This window comes from Megasphaera cerevisiae DSM 20462, from assembly GCF_001045675.1.
In the GTDB taxonomy this organism is placed as follows: domain Bacteria; phylum Bacillota; class Negativicutes; order Veillonellales; family Megasphaeraceae; genus Megasphaera; species Megasphaera cerevisiae.
In genome coordinates this window covers 84209-105688 of sequence record NZ_LEKT01000004.1, presented here as the reverse complement: position 1 = coordinate 105688, position 21480 = coordinate 84209, and the positions used below count along the sequence as shown (strand labels likewise).

The window sequence follows — 21480 nt, the reverse complement described above, 5'->3', positions numbered from 1 at the left end:
AAAAGAATCGTTCGAAAAGGCATGGAACAAGTACGTTTAGAGATTTTCCTGGTTTCTATCGGGCATAATCTTTATAAATACCACAATAAAAGACTACGTTTGAAGAAAGCCGCATAAACTCTAGAAAAGCAGTTTTTATGGGGAAAGGGGTTTTATGCCTATTTTGCAGTAATTTCCTGCTTATTACCTCAAGATGCAAATAAAAAGAGGATGTGGACAAAATGATTTCTCATTTTGTCACATCCCCTTTTTTATACTACTGTGATATGAGTAATTCTGCGGTCGCATTACTATGGGTATAAATAGAGAAGGACATATGTGATGCAATACAAGATATGGGGAGGCATACCTATGCCGATTCGTAAAAAAGGGCAGGGGATGATTGAGGTCGCTGTGGTATTTCTTATGCTGCTGCCGCTGCTCGTTGGCGTATATTTGATATTTATGCTTTGCTATGATTATATAACCTTAGCCTCATTGGCACGGGAAAGCGCCCGGGCATTAGCTGTCCAAACAGAGGCGAATATGACGACGGAGCGCAATGCCATTATTACGCGCAAGACGGGAAGTAGTCAGAATGCGCTGCTGGGAAGCTTGTATATCTGGTCGCCATCAAGCAGCAGTGATGCGGCTTTTACTGTGGAGTTAGTTTCTTCGGAAACAGATCCGCATGTAACGGTTACGCTGACGGCGGCGAGAGCTTCCGATGGCCTGGCTTCTTATCTGAACATCCTGCCGCCTACGATTACGGCACAGTCGACGATGTACTGGGAAGGGTATTCCGCAAACGACGATACTGGGAATACGTAAGGAGAATAAGTCATGGGAACGCTATTAGAACAGTTGGGTACAACCCCGGAACGGGATGTGCCTCAAAAAATCTTTTCCATGCGGGAAAAGTTGGACGATATTAGTGCCGGCGACCGGTATCTGGCACTAAAGCTGGAAATCCATCATCGCATCGTAACGGAAATGAATATTGAGCAGCAGCAATTCCTGACGCGGGGCAAGCAGGACCGCGCTGCTGTGGAACGGTTGATTTCAGGCTACTGCAATCGTGTCATTGATGAAAACCCGTTTATGGTACCGCGTGGTGACCGGCAAACGATCATCAGTGATGTTATTGATGAAATTCTCGGGCTGGGACCGATAGAACCACTGCTTAAGGATGACACGGTCACGGAAATTATGGTCAACGGACCCAAACATATTTTTGTCGAACAAAAAGGAAAGATCCATCATACTCATGTACAATTTTATAATGCGGCCCATTTGATGAATATTATTGACCGCATTATTACCCCCTTAGGACGGCGTGTCGACGAAGCATCGCCATTGGTTGACGCACGTTTGTCCGACGGCTCCCGTGTTAATATTATCATTCCGCCACTGTCGCTGGTAGGCCCGTGTTTGACGATCCGTAAATTCAGCCGGGATATTATTGGTACGGACAAGCTGCTGGAGATGGAGACGCTCTCGGTTGATATGGTACGTTTTTTGCAGGCCTGTATTCAGGCTCGTCTGAATATCGTCGTTTCCGGTGGCACAGGCTCGGGAAAGACGACGACGCTTAATGTTCTTTCCGGGTTTATCCCGCATAACGAACGCATTGTAACGATTGAAGATTCCGCAGAACTCCGGCTGGAACAAGAACATGTTGTAACACTGGAAGCCCGGCCTGCCAATATCGAAGGCCGCGGTGCAGTTACGATTCGTGATTTGGTGCGCAACGCCTTGCGAATGCGCCCAGACCGCATTCTAGTCGGCGAAGTTCGGTCTGGTGAAGCGTTGGATATGCTGCAGGCTATGAATACAGGTCATGATGGATCGCTGACGACGGCCCATGCGAATAGCCCCCGGGATGTGCTGAGCCGCTTGGAAACAATGGTGCTCATGTCCGGTATGGAACTGCCTGTCCGGGCGATTCGCGAACAAATCGCGTCAGCTATTGATTTGATCGTTCATCAGTCCAGAATGCGTGACGGCAGCCGTAAAGTGACCTATATTACGGAGGTACAGCATTTGGAAGGAGACGTGATCACGCTGCAGGATCTCTTTCGGTTTGTGGCAAAGGGTGTCGATGCTGACGGCAAGGTGGTTGGGCATTTTGAGGCGACAGGCCTGCGTCCGAGTTTTATGGAGAAGTTTATCGTAAACGGCGTGGAAATGCCGGATATAACAGTATCTGATGCGTCTGCAGATGAGCGGAGGGAATGGTGAACGGCATGGCGGTATTTTTTTCTGTTATGGCAGGTATATTTGTTTTTATCATTTTTATTAGTTATGGAATTAGAATGTACTCGGCCCGTTATGTCGTGCATAATCGTGTACAAGGTCTGCAGGTTATCGATATAATGAGTGCTGGCAGACGTCAGCGCCGGCAGTCGCTGCGGGATTCCTTCCGGCAGATTGGGCACTGGATTATGACGTTTATCGGGAATCGCGTCAAAACTATGACCCCTCTGGCGTTGTATCAAGCACTGGAACGTCGTATTATGTGGGCCGGCAAACAATATATCTGGGATGCCGGCACCTTCTTTTTTGTCATGGTCTGCTGCGGTCTCTTGCTTTGTATTTTATCTTTGGGGGTTGTTGTTAAGGGACAATTTCAACTGGGCCAGCGTATAGTGGTTTTGCTGCTGATGTTTTTCAGCGGCGCATTTATTCCTTGGTTTTGCTTGAGTGTCATGGTTACCCGGCGGCGGCAGGGGATTATCGCCCAACTGTCGGATATTATGGATCTTGTCTGCATCAGCGTGCAGGCCGGTCTTTCCTTTGATGCAGCGTTGGCCCGTGTAGGCCGGCGCATGAAGGGACCCATGGTGGAGGAGTCAAACCGTATGCTTCATGATATACGCATGGGTATGCCCCGCCGCGAAGCCTTGACCCATATGGCCCAGCGCTGCGATGTCAGCTCGGTATATATGTTTGTGGCAGCGGTCATTCAATCTGAAAGTCTGGGCTCCAGCATGTCCCATACACTGCAGATACAGGCTGACAACATACGGGAACGACATCGGCAGAACGTTCGTGAAAAGGCCATGAAGCTGCCGGTTAAGTTGATATTTCCATTAGCAATATTCATTTTTCTGACTATTTTTATTGTCATATTAGGACCCGTTATTTTATCCATGATGACGCAGGGAAAGGGATTTTTGTAATATGAAACAGATCTGCGCAGTACATGCTGCAGGTAAACCGGAGGTAAGGCTATATGTGGCTGATTCGTTTTGGGAACGGCTGCGAGGCCTGCTGGGAACCCGCCAATTGCCAGCCCGTACGGGATTGCTGTTAAAGCACTGCAATTCTATTCACATGTTTTTTATGCACTACGGAATCGATGTGGTCTACGTGGATAAACACTTCCGCATCGTCAAGCTGGTGCAAAATTTGCGGCCATGGCAAATCAGCGGCTGTTTGAAAGCTGTCCATACGATTGAGGTACCCGTAGGGACGATTGCCGCTATGGGATGGAAACTTCAGGAGCCGTTATTTTTATAGTATATGGTATAGCTATAGTAAAAGTGTCTAAAACCGGTGTATGGTTTTAGACACTTTTACTATATATGTTACTATTTTATACAACGTGTTGCTTTATTAGATACTAGAATATATTGGTTTTATTTGGTAATAATGATATAATAAATATAATTAAAAGAAAATAATTATCCAAAACATACCAGTATGGTAAGTGTGCCGGCAGGATGCATTTTCATTTTGAAAAGGAGGCAGGGTATCAATGGGAGGGGATTTGAAATTGATGCCGTATTAGGACAATGAGAATAAGGAAAAATTGTTTTTGTGCCATATTGGTTACTGTTGGAATAATGCCAGTAGCTGTCATGGCCGCAACAGCTGATGTTCCGGAGTGGACCTATGCTGTAATGGAAGAGATGGTTGCCAAACGGTATGTGGTACCGCCAGCAGGTACGGTTCGGACATTGTCCAGACAGCAAATGGCAGTATTGACGGCATCTGTGCTGGAAAATATGGAAGCAGTAGATCAGTCAGAAGCACTGAACAATTTGGTTCGGTCATATGGTGTGGTATCACGCTTAGCAGTTCAAGATGAGGCAGAGTATCAAATACTGAAAAAGCAAAGTATCGATATGGAGTCTGCGTATACACGCATATTAGCCAAAATCAAAGAAAACTCTCGTAAACAAGTGTATGGAGATTTACAAGGAAGTCCGATTGATGTATTGGATAGATTGCAGGCAGAAGAACGTAAAAACGAAGAAAGCTTAGAACATGTTGTTACGCAATGGACTTTTTTAAAACGACGGACAGAACAGCGTAAAATAGAGCTGGACGCAATCATCGTGAAGAAGAAGGAACTGCAAGAGAAAATACTTGAATCTGGTAATAATGGAATGACTGTTCCCTTGGATATGCGGCAGGAAGCAGCTAAACTTCGGGCTGAATTTTCTCCTGAATTAAACAATATAGGATATTTCGATATCCAGAAAGGAAGTGATATTGCAGTTCTTAGCAGTCCCAAACATCCTGTTTCAATGGATAAACGTTTAAAAATAGACGGAGAAGTACGTTTGGATTCTCGCAGTAATGATAATCAGCATACTATCGATCAGCAAACCAAGAAGAATAAATATCCTGACAATTTATTACGTCTTCGGGAACGATTGTATATGGATTATAACATTAATGATAACTGGCACTTGCTGGGAATGCTGGAAAGTGAAAAGGCCTTGAGGGGGTCATATGATGACATGGATGGCAATATTAATTTAGATCGGTATTATTTGCAGGGATATGCTGGAAATATATTGGTATCTGCGGGAGCTTTCGGGACGACAATGGCCGAAGGAAATATCTATGACAGTAAATTCAAAGGTATCATGGCAGCGTACGGGGATGGTAAGCCCTGGTCGTATCGCCTGCAGTATGGAAGAATTGACTTGGCTAAAAAGGTTGCCACAGCATCCATGTCTTATGATACTGACAACTACGGATTGGATGTAGGGGTATATCATTTTGATATCGATGGGGGACGGAATCGAAATGTTTTTATGGCAAATATTCGTAGGCCTATTGGCGGGTGGCTTACACTAGGTGGGATGTATTTGCACGGACAGGATGAGAGCGTGGGAAATGGTGATGGGGTTGTTGTTACGTTGGCCCGGGGAAAAGAAAATAGTTGGCAAAAGGGGAATATATATGCGTATTTAAAATATTATCATCAACCCGCTTCAACCTATGTGGAACATACTATGAATGGTACGGCTGATTGGATGTCTGGGTTTAAAGGTCCGGGGATAGGTTTTTCATATACCTTGCATAAAAATATGGTATTCAGTATGGAATATGACAGACTAAGGGATCTAAAGACTAGCGATCATGCCAATACGATATGGGGAGGGTTTTCATATTACTTCAATAATTATGAAAATGATTAAAACATTGGCAAAATATTGGCTTGTAAGGAGTGAGCGTGTTTATGAATATTCTTAAGCAATTGGAACAGCGGCAAGCTGCTATCGCTGTGGTTGGGTTAGGATATGTGGGATTGCCGCTGGCAGTTGCTTTTTCAACCCATTTTAACACAATTGGTTTTGATTTGAGCGAGCATAAAATAAACATATACCAGCAGGGAAAAGATCCTACCTGTGAGGTGGGGGATATGGCTATTCAGCATACGTCAATTCACTTTACCTGTCAGCCTGCGCAGATGAGTACTGCTGCGTTTTTTGTCATTGCAGTGCCGACTCCCATTCATGGTGATAAAACGCCGGATTTGACATCCGTTAAGAAGGCGAGTCAGCTTGTGGGACAGTACCTCACACAAGGAAGTGTGGTTGTTTATGAATCGACGGTATATCCAGGTGTGACAGAGGATATTTGCAGGCCTATTTTGGAAGAGGTATCGGGAATGCAATGCGGCCCTGATTTTAAAATTGCCTATTCACCGGAACGGATTAATCCTGGTGATACGCGTCATCGCTTAACAAATATAGTCAAAATTGTATCTGGAATGGATGCTGAGACACTGGATGTAGTTGCTGCCGTATATGAAAAAATAATTGACGCCGGCGTATATCGTGCGCCGACAATTCAGGTGGCAGAAGCGGCTAAATTAGTGGAAAATGCGCAGCGTGATATCAACATTGCTTTTATGAATGAATTGGCAATGGTATTTCATCGCATGAATATTGAAACAGCAGAAGTAATTAAGGCAATGAATACAAAATGGAATGCCCTTGGATTTACACCCGGGTTAGTTGGGGGACATTGTATTGGCGTAGATCCATATTATTTTATTTATCAAGCAGGATTATTGGGTTACCATTCTCAGATTATTGCTTCCGGCAGACGCGTAAATGATACGATGAGTGAATTTATTGCACAGGAAATAATCAAAACATTGATACGTTCAAAAATCAATGTTTGTCATGCGTCCATTTATCTTATGGGCATAACTTTTAAGGAAGACTGTCCTGATACGCGTAATTCCAAACCGATGGAAGTGTACCGCTGGTTAGAAAAATATGGCCTTTCTCCTAAATTGGTGGACCCGCAAGCGGATCCTGCGGAGGTTGAAAAAGAATTTCACGTATGTCTTACTCCTATGTCGGAGGTACAAGATGCAGATTGCTTAGTCTTTTTGGTAGCACATCGGGAGTTTCGCCGCATGAATATTGAAGATATTAATTTATTATATAAAGATACCACTTCATCAGATCAGAAAAGAGTATTACTTGATGTAAAAAGTATATTTTCCTCAAGTAGTATGCGACAATCTGGATATGTGTATTGGAATTTATAAGGATACTGCAATGGATACAATGTCAAAATTAAAAGCAGGGGGATGCGCGCTTCTTTTATTGGCAGTTATTGGTGCCAGTAAAGGTGCTTATGATTTTTATCAATCCATGCAAACTTCTCGTATAACAACAGATATGTCAGATCGCAGTGATCAATATCAGGCAAAAGATGAGATTGCGAGGGCACTGCATGTTCTGCAAATGGGAACGACACCGGCAGCAATTATTTCACCTAAATCAGGTACGCAAAAAGTTGTATTGGTATTTGATGGATTGCCCGATAGAGCGGATACGTCGCGTCTGGTTCAGGTGCTGAGAAACTATCATGTCCAGGCTGTATTTTTTGTGGAAGGACAAAATGCGATTCGCCAAGCGGATTCGATAGAGCTTATCCGGAATGCGGGCTATGAAATTGAAAACTATACATTTGTAGGAATGGCACACGTTGAAACCCTTTCACCAGAAGTATTGATTTCACAAATTTGTCGTACCCAACAAGTTATCAGCGATCTTACCGGGACAGCTCCTCAGTATTTCAGGGCCCCTGAGACGCGCTTTACCATACCGCTGTTAGAAGCTGTCAACGCCTGTGGCATAGGTTTTGTAGTACAGGAAAATGTAGTGATACCGCGTCATTCCTTACATACGATAGAAGAGGCAGACGTGCTTGTTTCTTCTATTGTGCCGGGGAGCATTATTTCTGTAGCGGTAGGAGTACCAGTGGAAAAATTAAAACCGAAAGATCACACAATGGATTCCCGACGGGCAAAAGACAGAAAACCGACGATTCGTGATGTACAGCAAGCGAGTGGGAGCGGAGGCGAGGAGCGTATTGCAGATGAGGTAGCATATCTGTTAGAAGCGATGCAGCGGAAGCACTTGGAAACCACATCTCTTTCAGCATTCTGATTTTTCCTGAATCATAAGGGGGGTATACTGATGAAAAAAGATGTAGAAGAGCAAGAGGTTTTGATGCAGGAAAAACAGGATCGAAGGCTTCTTTCTTATGTTCCCGATGCATCCGGTATCCGCACTAATCGGGATAGACGTTGGCAAAATAACGAAAAGAAGAATGATTCGTTCCGGATTTTAACTAAGAGTGCCAAAGAAGGACAGCGTTATCACGTCGATTATATTGTGACCATCTATTATGAGAGCGATGCAGGTGAGCAGCAATGCGTGGCATATGCCAGGGATATTTCTACTACCGGAATGCTGCTACAGTTTCAGGACAAGGTACAGGGACAGGAGATTGTGACAGCCCCTAAAATACGTCTTAGTTTTGATATTGTGCCGGGCTCTATGCCGGAGGGATATGAAATACGTATTAATAAACTGCCTGTTGAGTGTGTGCGCACTTTTATAAACGAGGAAGGAACCTTTTGCGCAGGAGTTCGCTTTCGGAAAACGTTATCAGAATATGTAGCTAAAAAGCGTGGATGGTATATGCTGGGAACGGCATCCTTTTTCATTTTTATCGTTTCCTTCATCGTTATTATGATGCGGTCAGAGTCTGTTATTTATTTTCAGTTTAACAAATACTTGTATTTGTATAGTATAATAGCGGCAACGCTGCTGCTATCAAGGTATTTTTTTGGAGCGTTATACAGACCTGTTCCCGTAGATATGAAGTACACGCCGGGAGTATCAATTGTTATTCCTTGTTTTAATGAAGAACGATGGATTCAACGGACGATTCTTAGTTGTATAAATCAAGATTATCCGCCGGAGAATTTAGAAGTAATTGTTGTAGATGACTGTTCAAATGATCAATCCCTGAAAAAAATTCATGAAACGATAGACCAATTAAAGAGTACAGATAAATTGTTTAATATAGCAGAGCGCATTCGGTATTATTCTCAGCCTGTCAATAAGGGGAAACGTGAGGCAATGGCATTAGGGGCTAAAAAGGCGCAGCATCAGTTATTGGTATTTGTTGATTCCGATAGCTTTTTGGATCCGTTTGCTATCCGAAATGTGGTTCAGCCATTTAAAGATAGTAAAATGGGCGGTGTATCGGGTCGCACTGATGTGGCGAATACCTATACCAACGCACTGACTAAAATGCAGTCTGTGCGTTATTATATTGCATTCCGGATTATGAAAGCTGCCGAAGGGTATTTCGATGCCGCTACATGTCTCTCGGGACCGTTGTCGTGCTATCGTAAGGATCTGGTGCTAACGTATTGTGATGACTGGCTTCATCAAACGTTTCTTGGACAACGAGCAACCTTTGGCGATGATCGCAGTATGACTAATTTTATTCTCAGGCATCATCGCACTACATATCAGGATACTGCTATATGTTCTACTATTGTCCCCAAAACCTATTCTGTTTTTTTACGGCAGCAAATGAGGTGGAAACGATCCTGGCTTCGCGAGTCATTAATTGCGGCCCGCTTCATGTGGAAAAAAGAGCCGTTTATGGCCCTGTTTTTTTATATGGGCCTGCTGGTTCCGATCGCGGCACCTGTGATTGTTTTATATAATTTGTTATATGTCCCAATTGTTCATCGTGTTTTTCCCACTACGTTTCTTGTAGGTATGGCAATGATGGCTATGCTTATGAGTTTAGTGCAATTGCTTTTACGACGCAGTACAACGTGGATTTATGGCATTTGGTTTTGCTTGTACTATGAGGCTGTTTTATTATGGCAAATGCCTGCCGCATGGTTTACCTTCTGGAAATCCACATGGGGGACACGCATGACTCCTGCTGATCTGGCTGCATTAGCTAAAAAGCGGCGAAGGAAGGATAGATGATCATGAATCTGGGAGATATTGAATTTACAAAACAAAAAAACAGTAAAAAAATGAAGCGTACGGTTTTTCAGGTTATCATTCTTGGTATAGCTATTGTTTTGCTGGCGCATCTGTTTATTAATTTTCGTACGTATCATCCATATGATTCCAATATAGCAATGAGTAACAAGAAAAACACAGGATTTATTGCCTTATCTTATTTTGGGGTAGATCGTCTGGGAAATACGTCCGATTTGATTGGAAAGGATAGATTGCAAGAACATCTTCAGGCATTGCAAAAACAAGGATATGTCACTATTACTCAAAAAGATATAGAAAATTATTATAAAAATAATACCCCGTTGCCCTCTAAAGCCTTGTTTTTAATGTTTGAGGATGGTCGTCGTGATACGGCTATTTTTGCACAGAATATTTTAGAGAAGTTAAATTATAAAGCTACGATGTTTACGTACCCGGATAAATTCGATAAAAAAGATACTAAATTTTTAACCCCGCAGGATCTGACAAATTTGCAGAACTCCTCGTTTTGGGAAATGGGGACAAACGGGTATCGATTAGAATATATCAATGTATTTGACCGGTATCATAATTATATTGGAGATATTAGCTCATTGGAATATTCTATGATGCGTCCGTATTTGGGACGAAATTATAATCATTATCTTATGGACTATATTCGGGATAAGGAGGGTTTTCCGACAGAGAGTCACCGGCAAATGGTGAATCGTATCAATTATGATTACGAACATCTGCGTGATACATATATCAAACAACTTGGCTTTGTCCCTTCCGTATATGTTTTGATGCATGCGAATACCACACAATTTGGGAATAATAATGAAGTAAGTGCTGTGAATGAAAAATGGATACGTAAATTATTTACGATAAACTTTAATAGGGAAGGCTATTCCCTTAATCAACGTAATAGTAGTATGTACGATCTAACACGGATGCAGCCTAAGCCATACTGGCCGGTAAACCATCTGCTCATGCGAATTAAATATGATGTTGGTCAAGATATTTCATTTGTTCAGGGCGATGAAGTAAGGCAGGAAAAGTGGGATTTATTAAAAGGCGCTTCTGAAATACAAGGTCCTATACTGATTTTAACGACCCTTCCTGAAAAAAATGCGATTATTAAATTGAAAAATAGTGGAACATATCAAAATTTGCATGTCTCTGTTCGCTTAAAGGGCAATGAATTGGGAACCCAGCAACTCCTTCTGCGAGCGGATAAGGGAATGAATACCTATATCAGTGTCGCATTATCTGATGGATATTTAGTTCTTACCGAGCGCCGGCACAATCAAAAAACGGATATCTTTCGCAAAAAAATGGATGATATTTTAGGAAAAAAGACTCTTTCCATCGAAGAAGATCAGCGAAACGCAGAAGTGCAGGAATATCAGACATATGCAAAATATGCTCCGACGGCTAAACAAAGTGCCGCATTTAAAGCACAGGCAGAAAAAAGAAAAAATGAGCCGGCAGCTGGTATTGATGAGGGAGCGCTACCTTATGAAGGGCATTTGAATGCGGGCAAGTTATCAAATCATTTGCTGCATATTTCGTTAAGGGACGATAATATAAGCGTGATTGTCGATGGAAAGGAGGCCGTCTCTAATCTGCCTGTGTCTATTACGGAGGCAGGAGACGTATTACTGGGAGCCGTATGGAGTAAAAATGACGAGGGCGATGATGTATATGACGCGGTGTTCGATAATCTTAAAATTTGTATGAATACAGGAATGGATGAAGATAAAGAAAAGGTACTCTTTTCATTGGAATTAACTGGGTGGGAGTATATGCGGTATCAACTGGTAATGTGGTGGGAACGAATATTAGGGCTGTTCCTCGAGCATTTGTAATGCAATCTAGGAGAGGTGAATATATGTGAAATTTAAGATAGCTAAATCATTTGTGTTTTGTGTCTCCGTGGCTGTAATTATTAGCTGCAGTGGGGTACCAAGTGGCAATGCCTCTAATATGCGTATATCCTCATGGATGGTATATTGGGACATGGATAGAGGACAGCAGGAATACCATAAAATAGGCGGAAAAATACAAAGTATATCCTATTTTGCGGCATATTTTGATGAACGCAATCAATTATTTATTCCGCAAGAATTAATGACTGCTCAAAAAAATATAAAAAAAGAAAAAACGGGAACGTCTTATTTGACAATTGTCAATGATAAAAAGACAGGACATGGAAAGAATTCTTTAAAGGACTTGGATGTCCTTCGTGGCGTTTTTAAGGACGAATATTCATTGGAACATCATGTTCATGATATTATTGAATTGGCTGAAAAAAATAATTATAACGGTATTGAAATTGATTATGAGCAAGTATGGAAGGATCCAGAACTGCAAAAAAAATTCTTGCATTTTTTAGAAATACTCTATACGCAGTCCAGTCAAAAAGGACTGAAACTGCGGGTGGATCTGGAGCCGGCAACGCCGTTTGCCGATCCATATCCACTAGGGCCTCAATATGTAGTCATGATGTATAATTTATATGGTACACACAGTGGCCCGGGGCCTAAAGCAAATGAGCCTTTTATTGTTCGGGTTTCTCAAGGGATGGCGTTATTGCCGGGACATACATCAGCAGCCTTTGCGACGGGAGGATGTGTCTGGGAGGATGGGAATAACGGGCGGCTTATTAGTGAGCAAGATGCGGTTTCTTTAGCTGAAGAACAACGGGCGAAACCGGAACGAGATACTGCCAGCCAATGTTTGCATTTTGAATATATGAAAGAAGGGCATCAATATGTCGTATGGTATGCAGATCGACAAACATTGAATGCCTGGATACATTTGATGGCTGTTTATGGTCATACGGATGTTTCTATTTGGCGCCTGGGCGGAAATCTGCAGATAGAACGGCTCAATGAAAGAGGTGGTGGTACATGAAGAAACGACATACGATTCCCTTTCTTATTTTTTTGATTTTTCTGATTTTTTCTTTTAGCACAATAGGAAAAAGTGCTGATTTGGAATCAGATATATCTTCAGTAAAAAAAATGAATAGTCTGCCAACGACATATCAGGGGGTTATATTTACATTCGGCGGACTTGGCCGTTCCGATTCAGTCAATGATGTGCTGATTCGGATGAGACAACAAAACATGCGGGGGACTTTTTTTGTAACGGAAAAAGAACTGCGGAACAATGCGGATACTATTCGAAATATTATAGCTTATGGACAAGAAATCGGTATAGGTGTACGGCCTAATGAAACGGATGGTGCTGCCGTGATTGCGGCTCAAATTGAACGAATTCGCGGGGCATTGCACGGAAAATATGGTATAGATACTCGATTGGTGCGGCAAATGTATGGCCCTGATACGGCGGCTGTACGGGAAGCGGTTGCATCAACAGGATGTCTGCTGATAGGGCAAACTGTGAATGTCGTATTATCTAAGAATAAAGAGGCCCAAACAGTTGCAGAGGTTATGCCGGTTGTTTTTAATAAATGGGCAACGTCTATGGGACGTGGACAAATTGCGTATTTTCGCATGGACTTTTATACAAATCCGACATTGGTTGGTGATATGATGATGGCAGTGAAGGAACAAAAAATAGATAATATTGCATATCGTACCTTTACAGATACGCCGGAAACGAATCCCGCAAATGATTCCGCATATCAGATATGCAGTGTTGAAGATGCTTTACATCAAACTAAGTATCTCTATACGTATCCCTGCGATGTTTCGACTATTCCGAAGGATTTACAGCCTGGGTATGTTGCTACTCCTATCAATGATAAAAATTTTGCTAAAGAATTTCTTGCACGATACATTGGCTCACCTGAAGTGGGTACAGATGATCGTATGTATGGTTTTGATAGAGATATTATGCGTAAAGCAGATAAAACTGGAGTCGTGAAAAATGCAGCAGACAATACTATTTTTCTTACCTTTGATGATTGGGGAAATGATACGTCCATTAATAAATTATTATACGTATTGCGGAAGCATCATGTGTCGGGAACCTTTTTTATTATCACGCGATCTATGCCCAATAATCCCAATTTATTACGTTCCATAGCGGCAGCTGGTAATGAGATCGGCAGCCACACCAATTTGCATCGTCCCATGGCAATTCGTGAAAAAAATGGTAAAATTCGTGATTTACAATCTCCGGAAGACTATACAACAGATGTTACTACTGCCTATGAACGGCTGGCAAATGTGGTCGGGGATGTTACTGTAGATGGACGGCATATGCTGACTCGTTATTTTCGCCCGCCAACATTAGCGATCAATAAAGTGGGAAGCAGAATTATTTTGAATGCGGGGTATACTTATATTGTTTCTGGCTACGAAAGCACGGAGGATTATCGTGCACAATCTGTATCCTATTTAGTAGGAGCGATTAAGGCTGGAATTTATGATGATAAACGACATGTACGAAAGGGATCTATTATTATTATGCATATGAGCGATACCGCTAAGTTTACTCCTCAGGCATTAGATCTTGTGCTGACGGAAAATGAACAACGTCCGGATACGGACCCTGAAAAATTTAAAGTGGGCCGGCTGAATGATTACTTGAAAGAAGGGTATACGCAAATGATGTCCCTTCAAAGAAGGCAGGTATGATATAATAAAAACACCAGGCAAAAATGAGTATGCATTTTTAGCCTGGTATCTTGAAAAACTATAAAATTACTATTGCGGCTTACTGTATTTCCATCAGCTTCTTCAAGCATGGCTCAACCTGTACGCCCTCGCGGCAATCTGAACCAGAATGATAGGTGTAGGTAATAGCATAGCTCAGAAAATCTGCTGCCTTTCGAACGGCTGCGTGCAGATTACTGCCGTTCAGCAGTGCACCTGTCAGAACGCTGGAAAACAGGTCTCCTGTGCCGCAAGTATTGAAGGGGAGACGCTGTACTGCATATTCATCAAACGATGCAGTTTGCTTGTCATAGCTGACAATTTTGATCTCTTCGTTTGGCGCTGGAACACTGGTAATGACGACTTTTTCCGGCCCTTGATCAATCAGCCGCCGGCATAGCTCTGTCATGTCTTTGGTGGAAGGGATCCTGTCTGCATACGGATGGTTTAGGAGAAGGCAGGCTTCCGTATAATTCGGTGTAATAACGGTGGCATTACCGATTAATTTCCCCATTTCTGTGATGATATCAGGCTTAAATACGGGATACAGCTTACCGTCGTCTGCCATCGCCGGGTCGACGATGACGAGGGTATCCGGTTTGGCAAAACGGCGGATAGCATCCTGTACTACTGCAATCTGAGCGGCATCCGCTAAAAATCCGCTGTACACGGCATCGTAGGAATAGCCCAGCGATTGCCACATGTCCATGAACTCGTTCATGTGCGGTGTGAAATCTGAAAAAGTAAATGTGCCATAGGTTAAATTGTTACTGAACAGTGCCGTGGGAAACGGACATACCTGAATACCCATGGCAGAAATGACCGGAATTGCGGCAGTCAGGGAACAACGGCCAAATGAACATATATCATGAATTGCAAGCACGCGTTTTGTAGCCATATACTAATTCCTCCTCTATGTAACTGTGCCCCTATTTTACAGCAGAAATTGGCGTAAGTAAATAGGACAGATGAAAATGATTCTGTCCGGGAAAGATATCTTTGTGCTTCTCTCTGTACCCTGCTGTGTCTCTGTGGTACAATAATCACAAACTATTTTGAAAACGGGAGCTGGCAGAGGAATGGAGGCCCGGCATGGGACAAGAAACAAATGTAATGATGGGATTAAGTGTAAAAGCGATGATCTTTCATGAAGGAAAACTGCTGCTGCTGCAGAAAAATGATGCAGAGGGACTTCATCATTGGGAATTTCCCGGGGGCGGCCTGCGTTTTAAGGAAGACTTTATCAGCGGCCTGCGGCGGGAGGTTCGGGAAGAAACGGGGTTGTCCATTCAACTGGCGGCACCGGCAGGCATTTGGAGCTACCAAAAGAAAGACGGACAATTTTTAAACGGAGTTATTTTTACGGCTCTTGCCGATACGGAAACCGTTCGGATTTCAAATGAGCATTTGGCATATCACTGGGTAGAGGCAGATGAATTTTCAGGTTATTGTATTCATGACTCCCTTTGGCATTCTTTGATGCAGATGAAAGCCTTTTCCTATGATACGGGCAAGACGCTGATTCAGGATTTTTTAAAACAGATGGAGTGTATACGTCATGGATAGGGAAAATCAGCATAAGGTGCCTTTTGTAGATGCCCTGGAAGATTACTGCCGGTGTCATATGGTACCGTTTCATACGCCGGGTCACAAGTTGGGCTGTGGCGCCTCCGTATATCAAAAGGAGCTTTTCGGCAGCGCGCTGGATCGGGATCTGGGACTTATGTATGCGCTGGATGATTTATTTCGACCAGAGGGACCGCTGCGGGAGGCAATGCAGTTGGCTGCGGACTTGTATGGGGCCGGACGAACCTTCTTTTCCGTCAATGGGACGACGGCTTGCGTTGAAGCGATGATATTGGCGGTGTGCCGCCGTGGCGATGAGATTATTCTTCCCCGGGAGGCACACCGCAGCGTTATGAATGGTCTCGTACTGAGCGGTGCTGTGCCGGTATACATGGAAAGCAGATTTGCTGCGGTGCAGCAGATTTCTCTCGGGCCGGATCTGGACGGATTGAAGCGGGCTGTGAAGGCTCATCCCGGAGCCAGAGCGGTTCTAGTTACGTATCCGACCTATGATGGCGTTGCCATACAGCTAGAGGAAATGGTACGATATGCCCATGCACAAGGACTCTATGTGCTGGTAGACGAGGCGCACGGTGCTCATTTACCTTTTCAAGCGGCGTTTCCCAAAGAAGCGCTGGTCTGCGGTGCTGATTGTGTTGCCCAAAGTACGCATAAATTGGCAGGTTCGCTGACGCAGACCTCTATGCTCCACTGTGCCAGGGCATTTCCGCTGACTGATAAAATTGCTGCGGCTATGGCGCTGGTCCAGTCGACCAGTCCGCAGTATTGGTTTCTAGCTTCCCTTGACAGTGCCCGGCGTCAGCTGGCGCTGGATGGGGAACGGCTGACCGGACGGGCGCTGGCTCTCGCGCGTCAGCTGCGTCATGAGCTGAATCTGATTTCCGGGATATGTTCCTTTGGACGGGAAATCATGGATTATAGTACTGTCGGAGGTTTTGATGAAACAAAAATCACTATTGATTTTTCCGGCCTGGGTCTGGATGGAAGAGAAGCTGAGCGGCTTCTGCGCAGAGAACGAGTTGAGGTGGAAATGACCGCAGGCAGCCATGTCCTGGCCTTGATTACGATAGGGGACAGTGAAGCCAGTACAGCGGCGCTGTTAAAAGCCTGTCGCCGTATTGCTTCCAGTCATTCTGTCTGTGCGGTGGAACGATCGACAGAACCGCCGCTTCCGATACCGCAAGTTTGTGTATCGCCGCAGGAAGCATGGAATGCTGAAGTAGAAACTGTGCCTTTGACGCAGGCTTTGGGCCGCGTTTCCGCAGAAGCTATATCGTTTTATCCTCCGGGCATTCCCGTTGTCGGACTGGGAGAAAAAATAACAGCTGCCTGCCTGGAGTATATAGCACGAAAAATGACGGCAGGATACAGACCTAACGGCGCTGCCGGCGGACTGCTGCCGACTGTCCGCGTGTTATGTTTGTAGCGTATGCGGATCGGCTGCGGCAAGCGGTCCAATCATTTTATTAATCAAAAAGGATGGGTTTATACTATGACGGGACATTTGATCATTATTGAAGGCGGCGACGGCAGCGGCAAAGCGACACAGACACGGCTGCTTACAGAACGGCTGCAGCATGAAGGGCGGCAGGTCCGCTGCGTTAGCTTTCCGGATTATGACAGTGAATCGAGTGCCCTTGTCAAAATGTACCTGAACGGTGATTTCGGCAGGGATGCCAATTCTGTCAATCCCTATGCGGCATCGGCATTTTATGCTGTAGACCGCTTTGCTTCGTATCAGACGAAATGGAAGAATTTTCTGTTGCAGGGTGGAACTGTGATTGCCGATCGGTATACGACGAGTAATATGCTCTATCAAATGATAAAAATAGAAGATCCGGCGGCCCGCAGAAGGTATTTGGACTGGCTATGGGATTTTGAATTTCATAAAATGGGTCTTCCCGTACCGGATATGGTGATTCTTCTGGATGTTCCTTTGGCGGTAACGGAACAGCTTATGGCTGCCAGGATGGGAAAAACGGGTGGACAAACCGGGGATATTCATGAACAGAATGAATCTTTTTTGAAAAAATGTCATGAGGCATATGACCAGTTGGCAAAACAGTATAGTTGGCAGTGCATTTCATGTGCTTTAGGAGAATGTATGCGGTCTGTTGAGGCCATCCATGAGGACGTATATAGTATCGTTTTAAAACTCTTGAAAAAATAAGCAAAATCAGCGAAATTTGGCGGTAAAACTAGACTTTGCCGCTGTTTTTTTTTATAATGAATTAGTTAGATAGTATTTCCTGCAAAGGAGGGCTGGCGATGGATAATAATACGTGGTTTGACTCTATCATCGGACATGAAGCGATTAAGGCCCGGTTGATCCATTGGCAGGCAAGGGACCGCATGCCCCATGCCATGATTTTTGCCGGTCCTGCTGGTATCGGAAAAACGATGATGGCCCGGGCCATAGCCTCGGCTATGGTAGGACGCCCGCTTTTTTTACATGAAGAAGCTAAAGCCGGGCAGCCTCTCGAATCGGATCGGGATGATGCGTACTATCTGGCTCCGGCAGGCGCTATGCTGAAAGTTGATCAGTTCCGGAAGCTTCAAAGCCGGCTTATGCTTCAAGGACAGGCAGGCAGCAGCCGTGTCTGCATTATTGACCATGTAGAAACGATGAACACGGAATTCGCCAATCGTATGCTGAAAATATTAGAGGAACCACCGTCCGGCGTCTGTTTCATTTTGATTACAGATCAGCCGGCACTGCTGCTCCCTACGATTGTTTCGCGCTGTACGGAAATCTTTTTTTCGCCTGTTGGCGATGCAGAAATGCTGGCGGGGTTATTGCGGCTGCACGGCGGCAGGGCGCAGGACTATGAAGATGCTGTTGCTTGGGGTAATGGTATTGTCCGTGCCGTTTTTGACTATCTTCAGGGGACTGGCTCTGATGAAGTTCGCTATGCTCTTGATTTTCTCCGTATTATGGGAGAGCATGCTTGTCCTTACGCTGCCTGGCTGGCCGTCTCTGTGAATCTGACGGAGGGGGAGACAGCAGAAATTCTTCGCTGGAGTGCGATGTTCCTGCGGGATATGGCAGTACTGCGAAGCGGTGCGGGGCAGTCCGGACTGCGGCTTAAAAGATATACAGATGATATGATGAAGTTATTGACCTGTTGGACAGATACAGGTATTTTTAAGATTCTTTCCGTCCTAGACGAGGGCATGGAGGCGCTGGTGCGTCATGTCAACGTGCATCTGGTTTGGGATTATGTGAGCATTCAATGTATTAAAGCCAAAGGAGGTATTTAGTTGATAGTTGTAGGTGTACGCTTTAAGGCGGCCGGAAAAGTATATTATTTTGACCCGATGGAAATTTCCCTTGCTGTAAACGATGGTGTCATCGTCGAAACCGCGCGGGGGATGGAGTATGGCTCCGTCGTCATTGCCCCGCGCAGTGTTGATGCCTCGGAGGTGGTACAGCCGCTGAAGCCTATTATCCGTAAGGCTTCGCCAAAGGATTTGCGTCAGGTCGAACGAAATAAAGAACGGGAAAAAAAAGCATTCGGTATTTGTTTGGAAAAAATAGCGAAGCATAATTTGTCGATGAAACTTATTGATGTGGATTACACTTTTGATATGGGTAAAATCATTTTCTTTTTCACTGCGGACGGACGTATTGATTTTCGTGAGCTGGTGAGAGACTTGGCCTCTGTATTTCGAACTCGGATCGAACTGCGTCAAATAGGACTGCGTGACGAGGCTAAAATGATCGGCGGCATCGGCTGCTGCGGACGGCCGTTGTGCTGCGCCTCTTTTTTAGGAGATTTTAAGCCCGTATCTATTCGTATGGCTAAGGGGCAGGGCATGTCGCTCAACCCGACGAAAATTTCCGGTATCTGCGGACGGCTTATGTGCTGCCTGCGGTATGAAAATTCGCTGTATACGTCGGGGGAACTGAAATGTACGAACTGCCAGCAGAAAAACTGCGAGCAGCAGAAACCGCCGGTTGTGGGACGGCGCGTTATTACCGACGAGGGAGTGGGAACCGTCCTGCGCGTTCACATGAAGGATCATACGGTCAAGGTACAATTGGAAAATGGACATACTGTCAATGTCTCTTGGTCCGATGTGGCAGAAGCAGAGCATGAAGATTGAGTTAAAGCCTCATGAACGGCTGGATGATCTCGTTCTGGACGGAATGAAAATTATTCAGCGGGACGACCAGTTCTGCTTTTCACTGGATACCGTCCTGCTGGCCCATTTCGGACCAGTTCCGCATGGGCCGGCATTGGATCTGGGGACAGGGACGGCGGCGATTCCGCTTATTTTGACGTCTCGGGGCGCAGCAGATATTACCGGTGTGGAGCTCAACCCTGTCATGGCAGATATTGCCCGGCGCAATGCAGGTATCAATGGTCGAGAAGAATGTATTCATATTATAGAAGAGGATTACCGACGTATCCGTTCCTGGTCTGCCAGCGGTGCCTACGCGGCAGTATACGTCAATCCACCTTATCGTGAAAAAGCGCGCGGTGCCGTTAGTGAAGCAGAGGGCATCCGCAGGGCGCGTCATGAGGAAACGGCAACCCTGACGGATGTTATGGAGGCGGCCCGGTATGCGTTGAAATATCATGGCCGGTTTCGCATGATTCACATTGCAGACCGGCTGACAGATGTACTGGCAGCGATGCGCTGCTATGGCTTGGAGCCTAAAGCTGTGCAGATGATCCATGGACGGGCCCATAAAAAGGCTAAGCTTTTTCTCGTAGAAGGTATACGTGGCGGCAATCCGGGTATGAGTATAGAACCACCTGTTATTGTTCATGATGAAGACGGCTTCTACAGTCACGCTGTATTAGCCATGTACGGTAAAGCGGTATGTCTGGGGACCGGAAAAGAGGGTATGTGATGGCAGAAGTATTTCAAAAGGGGACCTTGTATTTATGTGCAACGCCTATCGGCAATATGGAGGATATTACCTATCGTGCAGTCCGCTGCCTGCGGGAGTCAGACATGATTGCCGCAGAGGATACACGTCATACCAAGCTGCTGCTGCATGCGTACGATATTAATACGCCGCTGACCAGCTACCATGAGCATAATAAGGCGGAAAAAGGACCGCTGATCATCGAGCGGCTTAAAGCCGGAGCGATGATTGCTCTGGTCAGTGATGCCGGTATGCCGGCTATCTGCGATCCCGGCAGTGATCTGGTGCGTCTGGCCATTGCTGCCGGTATTCCCGCAGTTCCTGTGCCGGGAGCCAACGCCGGACTCACGGGGCTTATCGCATCGGGAATGGATACGACGCGGTTTACATTTATCGGATTTCTGCCAAAAACGCAAAAGCATCGTCTTCCTGTGCTGGAGGCTATCAAAGAATATGAAGGAACCTTGATATTTTATGAAGCGCCGCACCGGATACAGGCGGTCTTGCGTGAAATGACAGACGTGCTTGGCGATAGGCCGGCAGTAGTCTGCCGGGAACTAACAAAACGTTATGAACAATATCTGCGCGGTCCGCTCAGCCAACTTTGCACGGATCTGGCCGGGCAAGGGGTCCGCGGTGAATTTGTGATTCTCGTTGCCGGGGCTGTTCCTGTATCAGGGGAAGCTGTGCCCGGCTGCGTTGATTATGCGTCTCTGGTTCGGGATTTGATGGAACAGGGCGTTGATAAAAAAGAGGCGGTCCGTACCGTCGCGCGGCGTTGTGGAGTGCCGAAACGTAGTGTGTATCAAGCTGCACTTACTTTATAATAAGCCGGCTCATT

At 45.0% G+C, this 21480-nt stretch carries 19 protein-coding genes; 18 read left to right on the top strand and 1 reads right to left on the bottom strand.

The annotated features are described in order from the left end of the window. The first annotated feature begins 351 nt into the window (after nucleotides 1–351). From AB840_RS02375 to AB840_RS02325, 11 genes are all read left to right on the top strand, one after another. Nucleotides 352–810, top strand: coding sequence for a TadE/TadG family type IV pilus assembly protein (locus AB840_RS02375; protein WP_048513227.1), 459 nt, complete (start codon nucleotides 352–354; stop codon nucleotides 808–810). A gap of 12 nt (nucleotides 811–822) precedes the next feature. Then, complete coding sequence (locus AB840_RS02370; protein WP_048513226.1) at nucleotides 823–2220, top strand: CpaF family protein; 1398 nt, start codon at nucleotides 823–825, stop codon at nucleotides 2218–2220. After that, on the top strand, nucleotides 2214–3161 hold the full coding sequence (locus AB840_RS02365) for a type II secretion system F family protein (protein WP_048513225.1): 948 nt from the start codon (nucleotides 2214–2216) through the stop codon (nucleotides 3159–3161). The genes AB840_RS02370 and AB840_RS02365 overlap by 7 nt, the downstream gene beginning before the upstream one ends. Before the next feature lies 1 nt (nucleotide 3162). Then, nucleotides 3163–3501 carry a DUF192 domain-containing protein gene (locus AB840_RS02360; RefSeq protein ID WP_048513224.1) on the top strand — a complete coding sequence of 113 codons (339 nt, stop codon included), beginning with the start codon at nucleotides 3163–3165 and terminating at the stop codon, nucleotides 3499–3501. Nucleotides 3502–3827: 326 nt separating this feature from the next. Then, nucleotides 3828–5417: an autotransporter outer membrane beta-barrel domain-containing protein gene (locus tag AB840_RS02355; protein WP_143745044.1), complete on the top strand. Its 1590-nt coding sequence runs from the start codon at nucleotides 3828–3830 to the stop codon at nucleotides 5415–5417. Between the two features lie 41 nt (nucleotides 5418–5458). Continuing rightward, nucleotides 5459–6784, top strand: coding sequence for a nucleotide sugar dehydrogenase (locus tag AB840_RS02350; protein WP_048513222.1), 1326 nt, complete (start codon nucleotides 5459–5461; stop codon nucleotides 6782–6784). A gap of 10 nt (nucleotides 6785–6794) precedes the next feature. Then, nucleotides 6795–7691, top strand: a complete 897-nt coding sequence (locus AB840_RS02345; protein WP_159445779.1) for a polysaccharide deacetylase family protein — start codon at nucleotides 6795–6797, stop codon at nucleotides 7689–7691. A gap of 30 nt (nucleotides 7692–7721) precedes the next feature. Further along, nucleotides 7722–9545 carry a glycosyltransferase gene (locus AB840_RS02340; RefSeq protein WP_048513220.1) on the top strand — a complete coding sequence of 608 codons (1824 nt, stop codon included), beginning with the start codon at nucleotides 7722–7724 and terminating at the stop codon, nucleotides 9543–9545. Then, nucleotides 9542–11413, top strand: coding sequence for a polysaccharide deacetylase family protein (locus tag AB840_RS02335; RefSeq protein WP_200809895.1), 1872 nt, complete (start codon nucleotides 9542–9544; stop codon nucleotides 11411–11413). Before AB840_RS02340 ends, AB840_RS02335 begins: the two co-directional genes overlap by 4 nt. Nucleotides 11414–11438: 25 nt before the next feature. Continuing rightward, complete coding sequence (locus tag AB840_RS02330; RefSeq protein WP_048513219.1) at nucleotides 11439–12461, top strand: glycoside hydrolase family 18 protein; 1023 nt, start codon at nucleotides 11439–11441, stop codon at nucleotides 12459–12461. Continuing rightward, nucleotides 12458–14155, top strand: a complete 1698-nt coding sequence (locus AB840_RS02325) for a polysaccharide deacetylase family protein (protein WP_048513218.1) — start codon at nucleotides 12458–12460, stop codon at nucleotides 14153–14155. Before AB840_RS02330 ends, AB840_RS02325 begins: the two co-directional genes overlap by 4 nt. 79 nt (nucleotides 14156–14234) lie before the next feature. Here the strand turns inward: AB840_RS02325 and AB840_RS02320 are convergent, their stop codons facing one another. Next, a complete protein-coding gene (locus tag AB840_RS02320; RefSeq protein ID WP_048513217.1) occupies nucleotides 14235–15071 on the bottom strand; it encodes a pyridoxamine kinase in 837 nt (278 codons plus the stop codon). A 194-nt stretch (nucleotides 15072–15265) separates the two neighbouring features. Here AB840_RS02320 and AB840_RS02315 point away from each other — a divergent pair, with 194 nt between their 5' ends. From AB840_RS02315 to rsmI, 7 genes are all read left to right on the top strand, one after another. Beyond that, nucleotides 15266–15739, top strand: a complete 474-nt coding sequence (locus AB840_RS02315; protein ID WP_048513216.1) for an NUDIX domain-containing protein — start codon at nucleotides 15266–15268, stop codon at nucleotides 15737–15739. After that, nucleotides 15732–17186: an aminotransferase class I/II-fold pyridoxal phosphate-dependent enzyme gene (locus AB840_RS02310; RefSeq protein ID WP_048513215.1), complete on the top strand. Its 1455-nt coding sequence runs from the start codon at nucleotides 15732–15734 to the stop codon at nucleotides 17184–17186. The genes AB840_RS02315 and AB840_RS02310 overlap by 8 nt, the downstream gene beginning before the upstream one ends. 66 nt (nucleotides 17187–17252) lie before the next feature. Beyond that, nucleotides 17253–17930 carry a dTMP kinase gene (locus tag AB840_RS02305; protein WP_048513214.1) on the top strand — a complete coding sequence of 226 codons (678 nt, stop codon included), beginning with the start codon at nucleotides 17253–17255 and terminating at the stop codon, nucleotides 17928–17930. A gap of 98 nt (nucleotides 17931–18028) precedes the next feature. Continuing rightward, a complete protein-coding gene (locus tag AB840_RS02300) occupies nucleotides 18029–19021 on the top strand; it encodes a DNA polymerase III subunit (RefSeq protein WP_048513213.1) in 993 nt (330 codons plus the stop codon). Beyond that, complete coding sequence (locus AB840_RS02295) at nucleotides 19022–19867, top strand: PSP1 domain-containing protein (RefSeq protein WP_048513212.1); 846 nt, start codon at nucleotides 19022–19024, stop codon at nucleotides 19865–19867. Beyond that, nucleotides 19857–20621 (top strand): tRNA1(Val) (adenine(37)-N6)-methyltransferase, encoded by a 765-nt coding sequence (locus tag AB840_RS02290; RefSeq protein WP_171969700.1) that lies wholly within the window; start codon nucleotides 19857–19859, stop codon nucleotides 20619–20621. The genes AB840_RS02295 and AB840_RS02290 overlap by 11 nt, the downstream gene beginning before the upstream one ends. Then, on the top strand, nucleotides 20621–21466 hold the full coding sequence (gene rsmI, locus AB840_RS02285) for a 16S rRNA (cytidine(1402)-2'-O)-methyltransferase (protein WP_048513211.1): 846 nt from the start codon (nucleotides 20621–20623) through the stop codon (nucleotides 21464–21466). Before AB840_RS02290 ends, rsmI begins: the two co-directional genes overlap by 1 nt. Nucleotides 21467–21480: the final 14 nt, after the last annotated feature.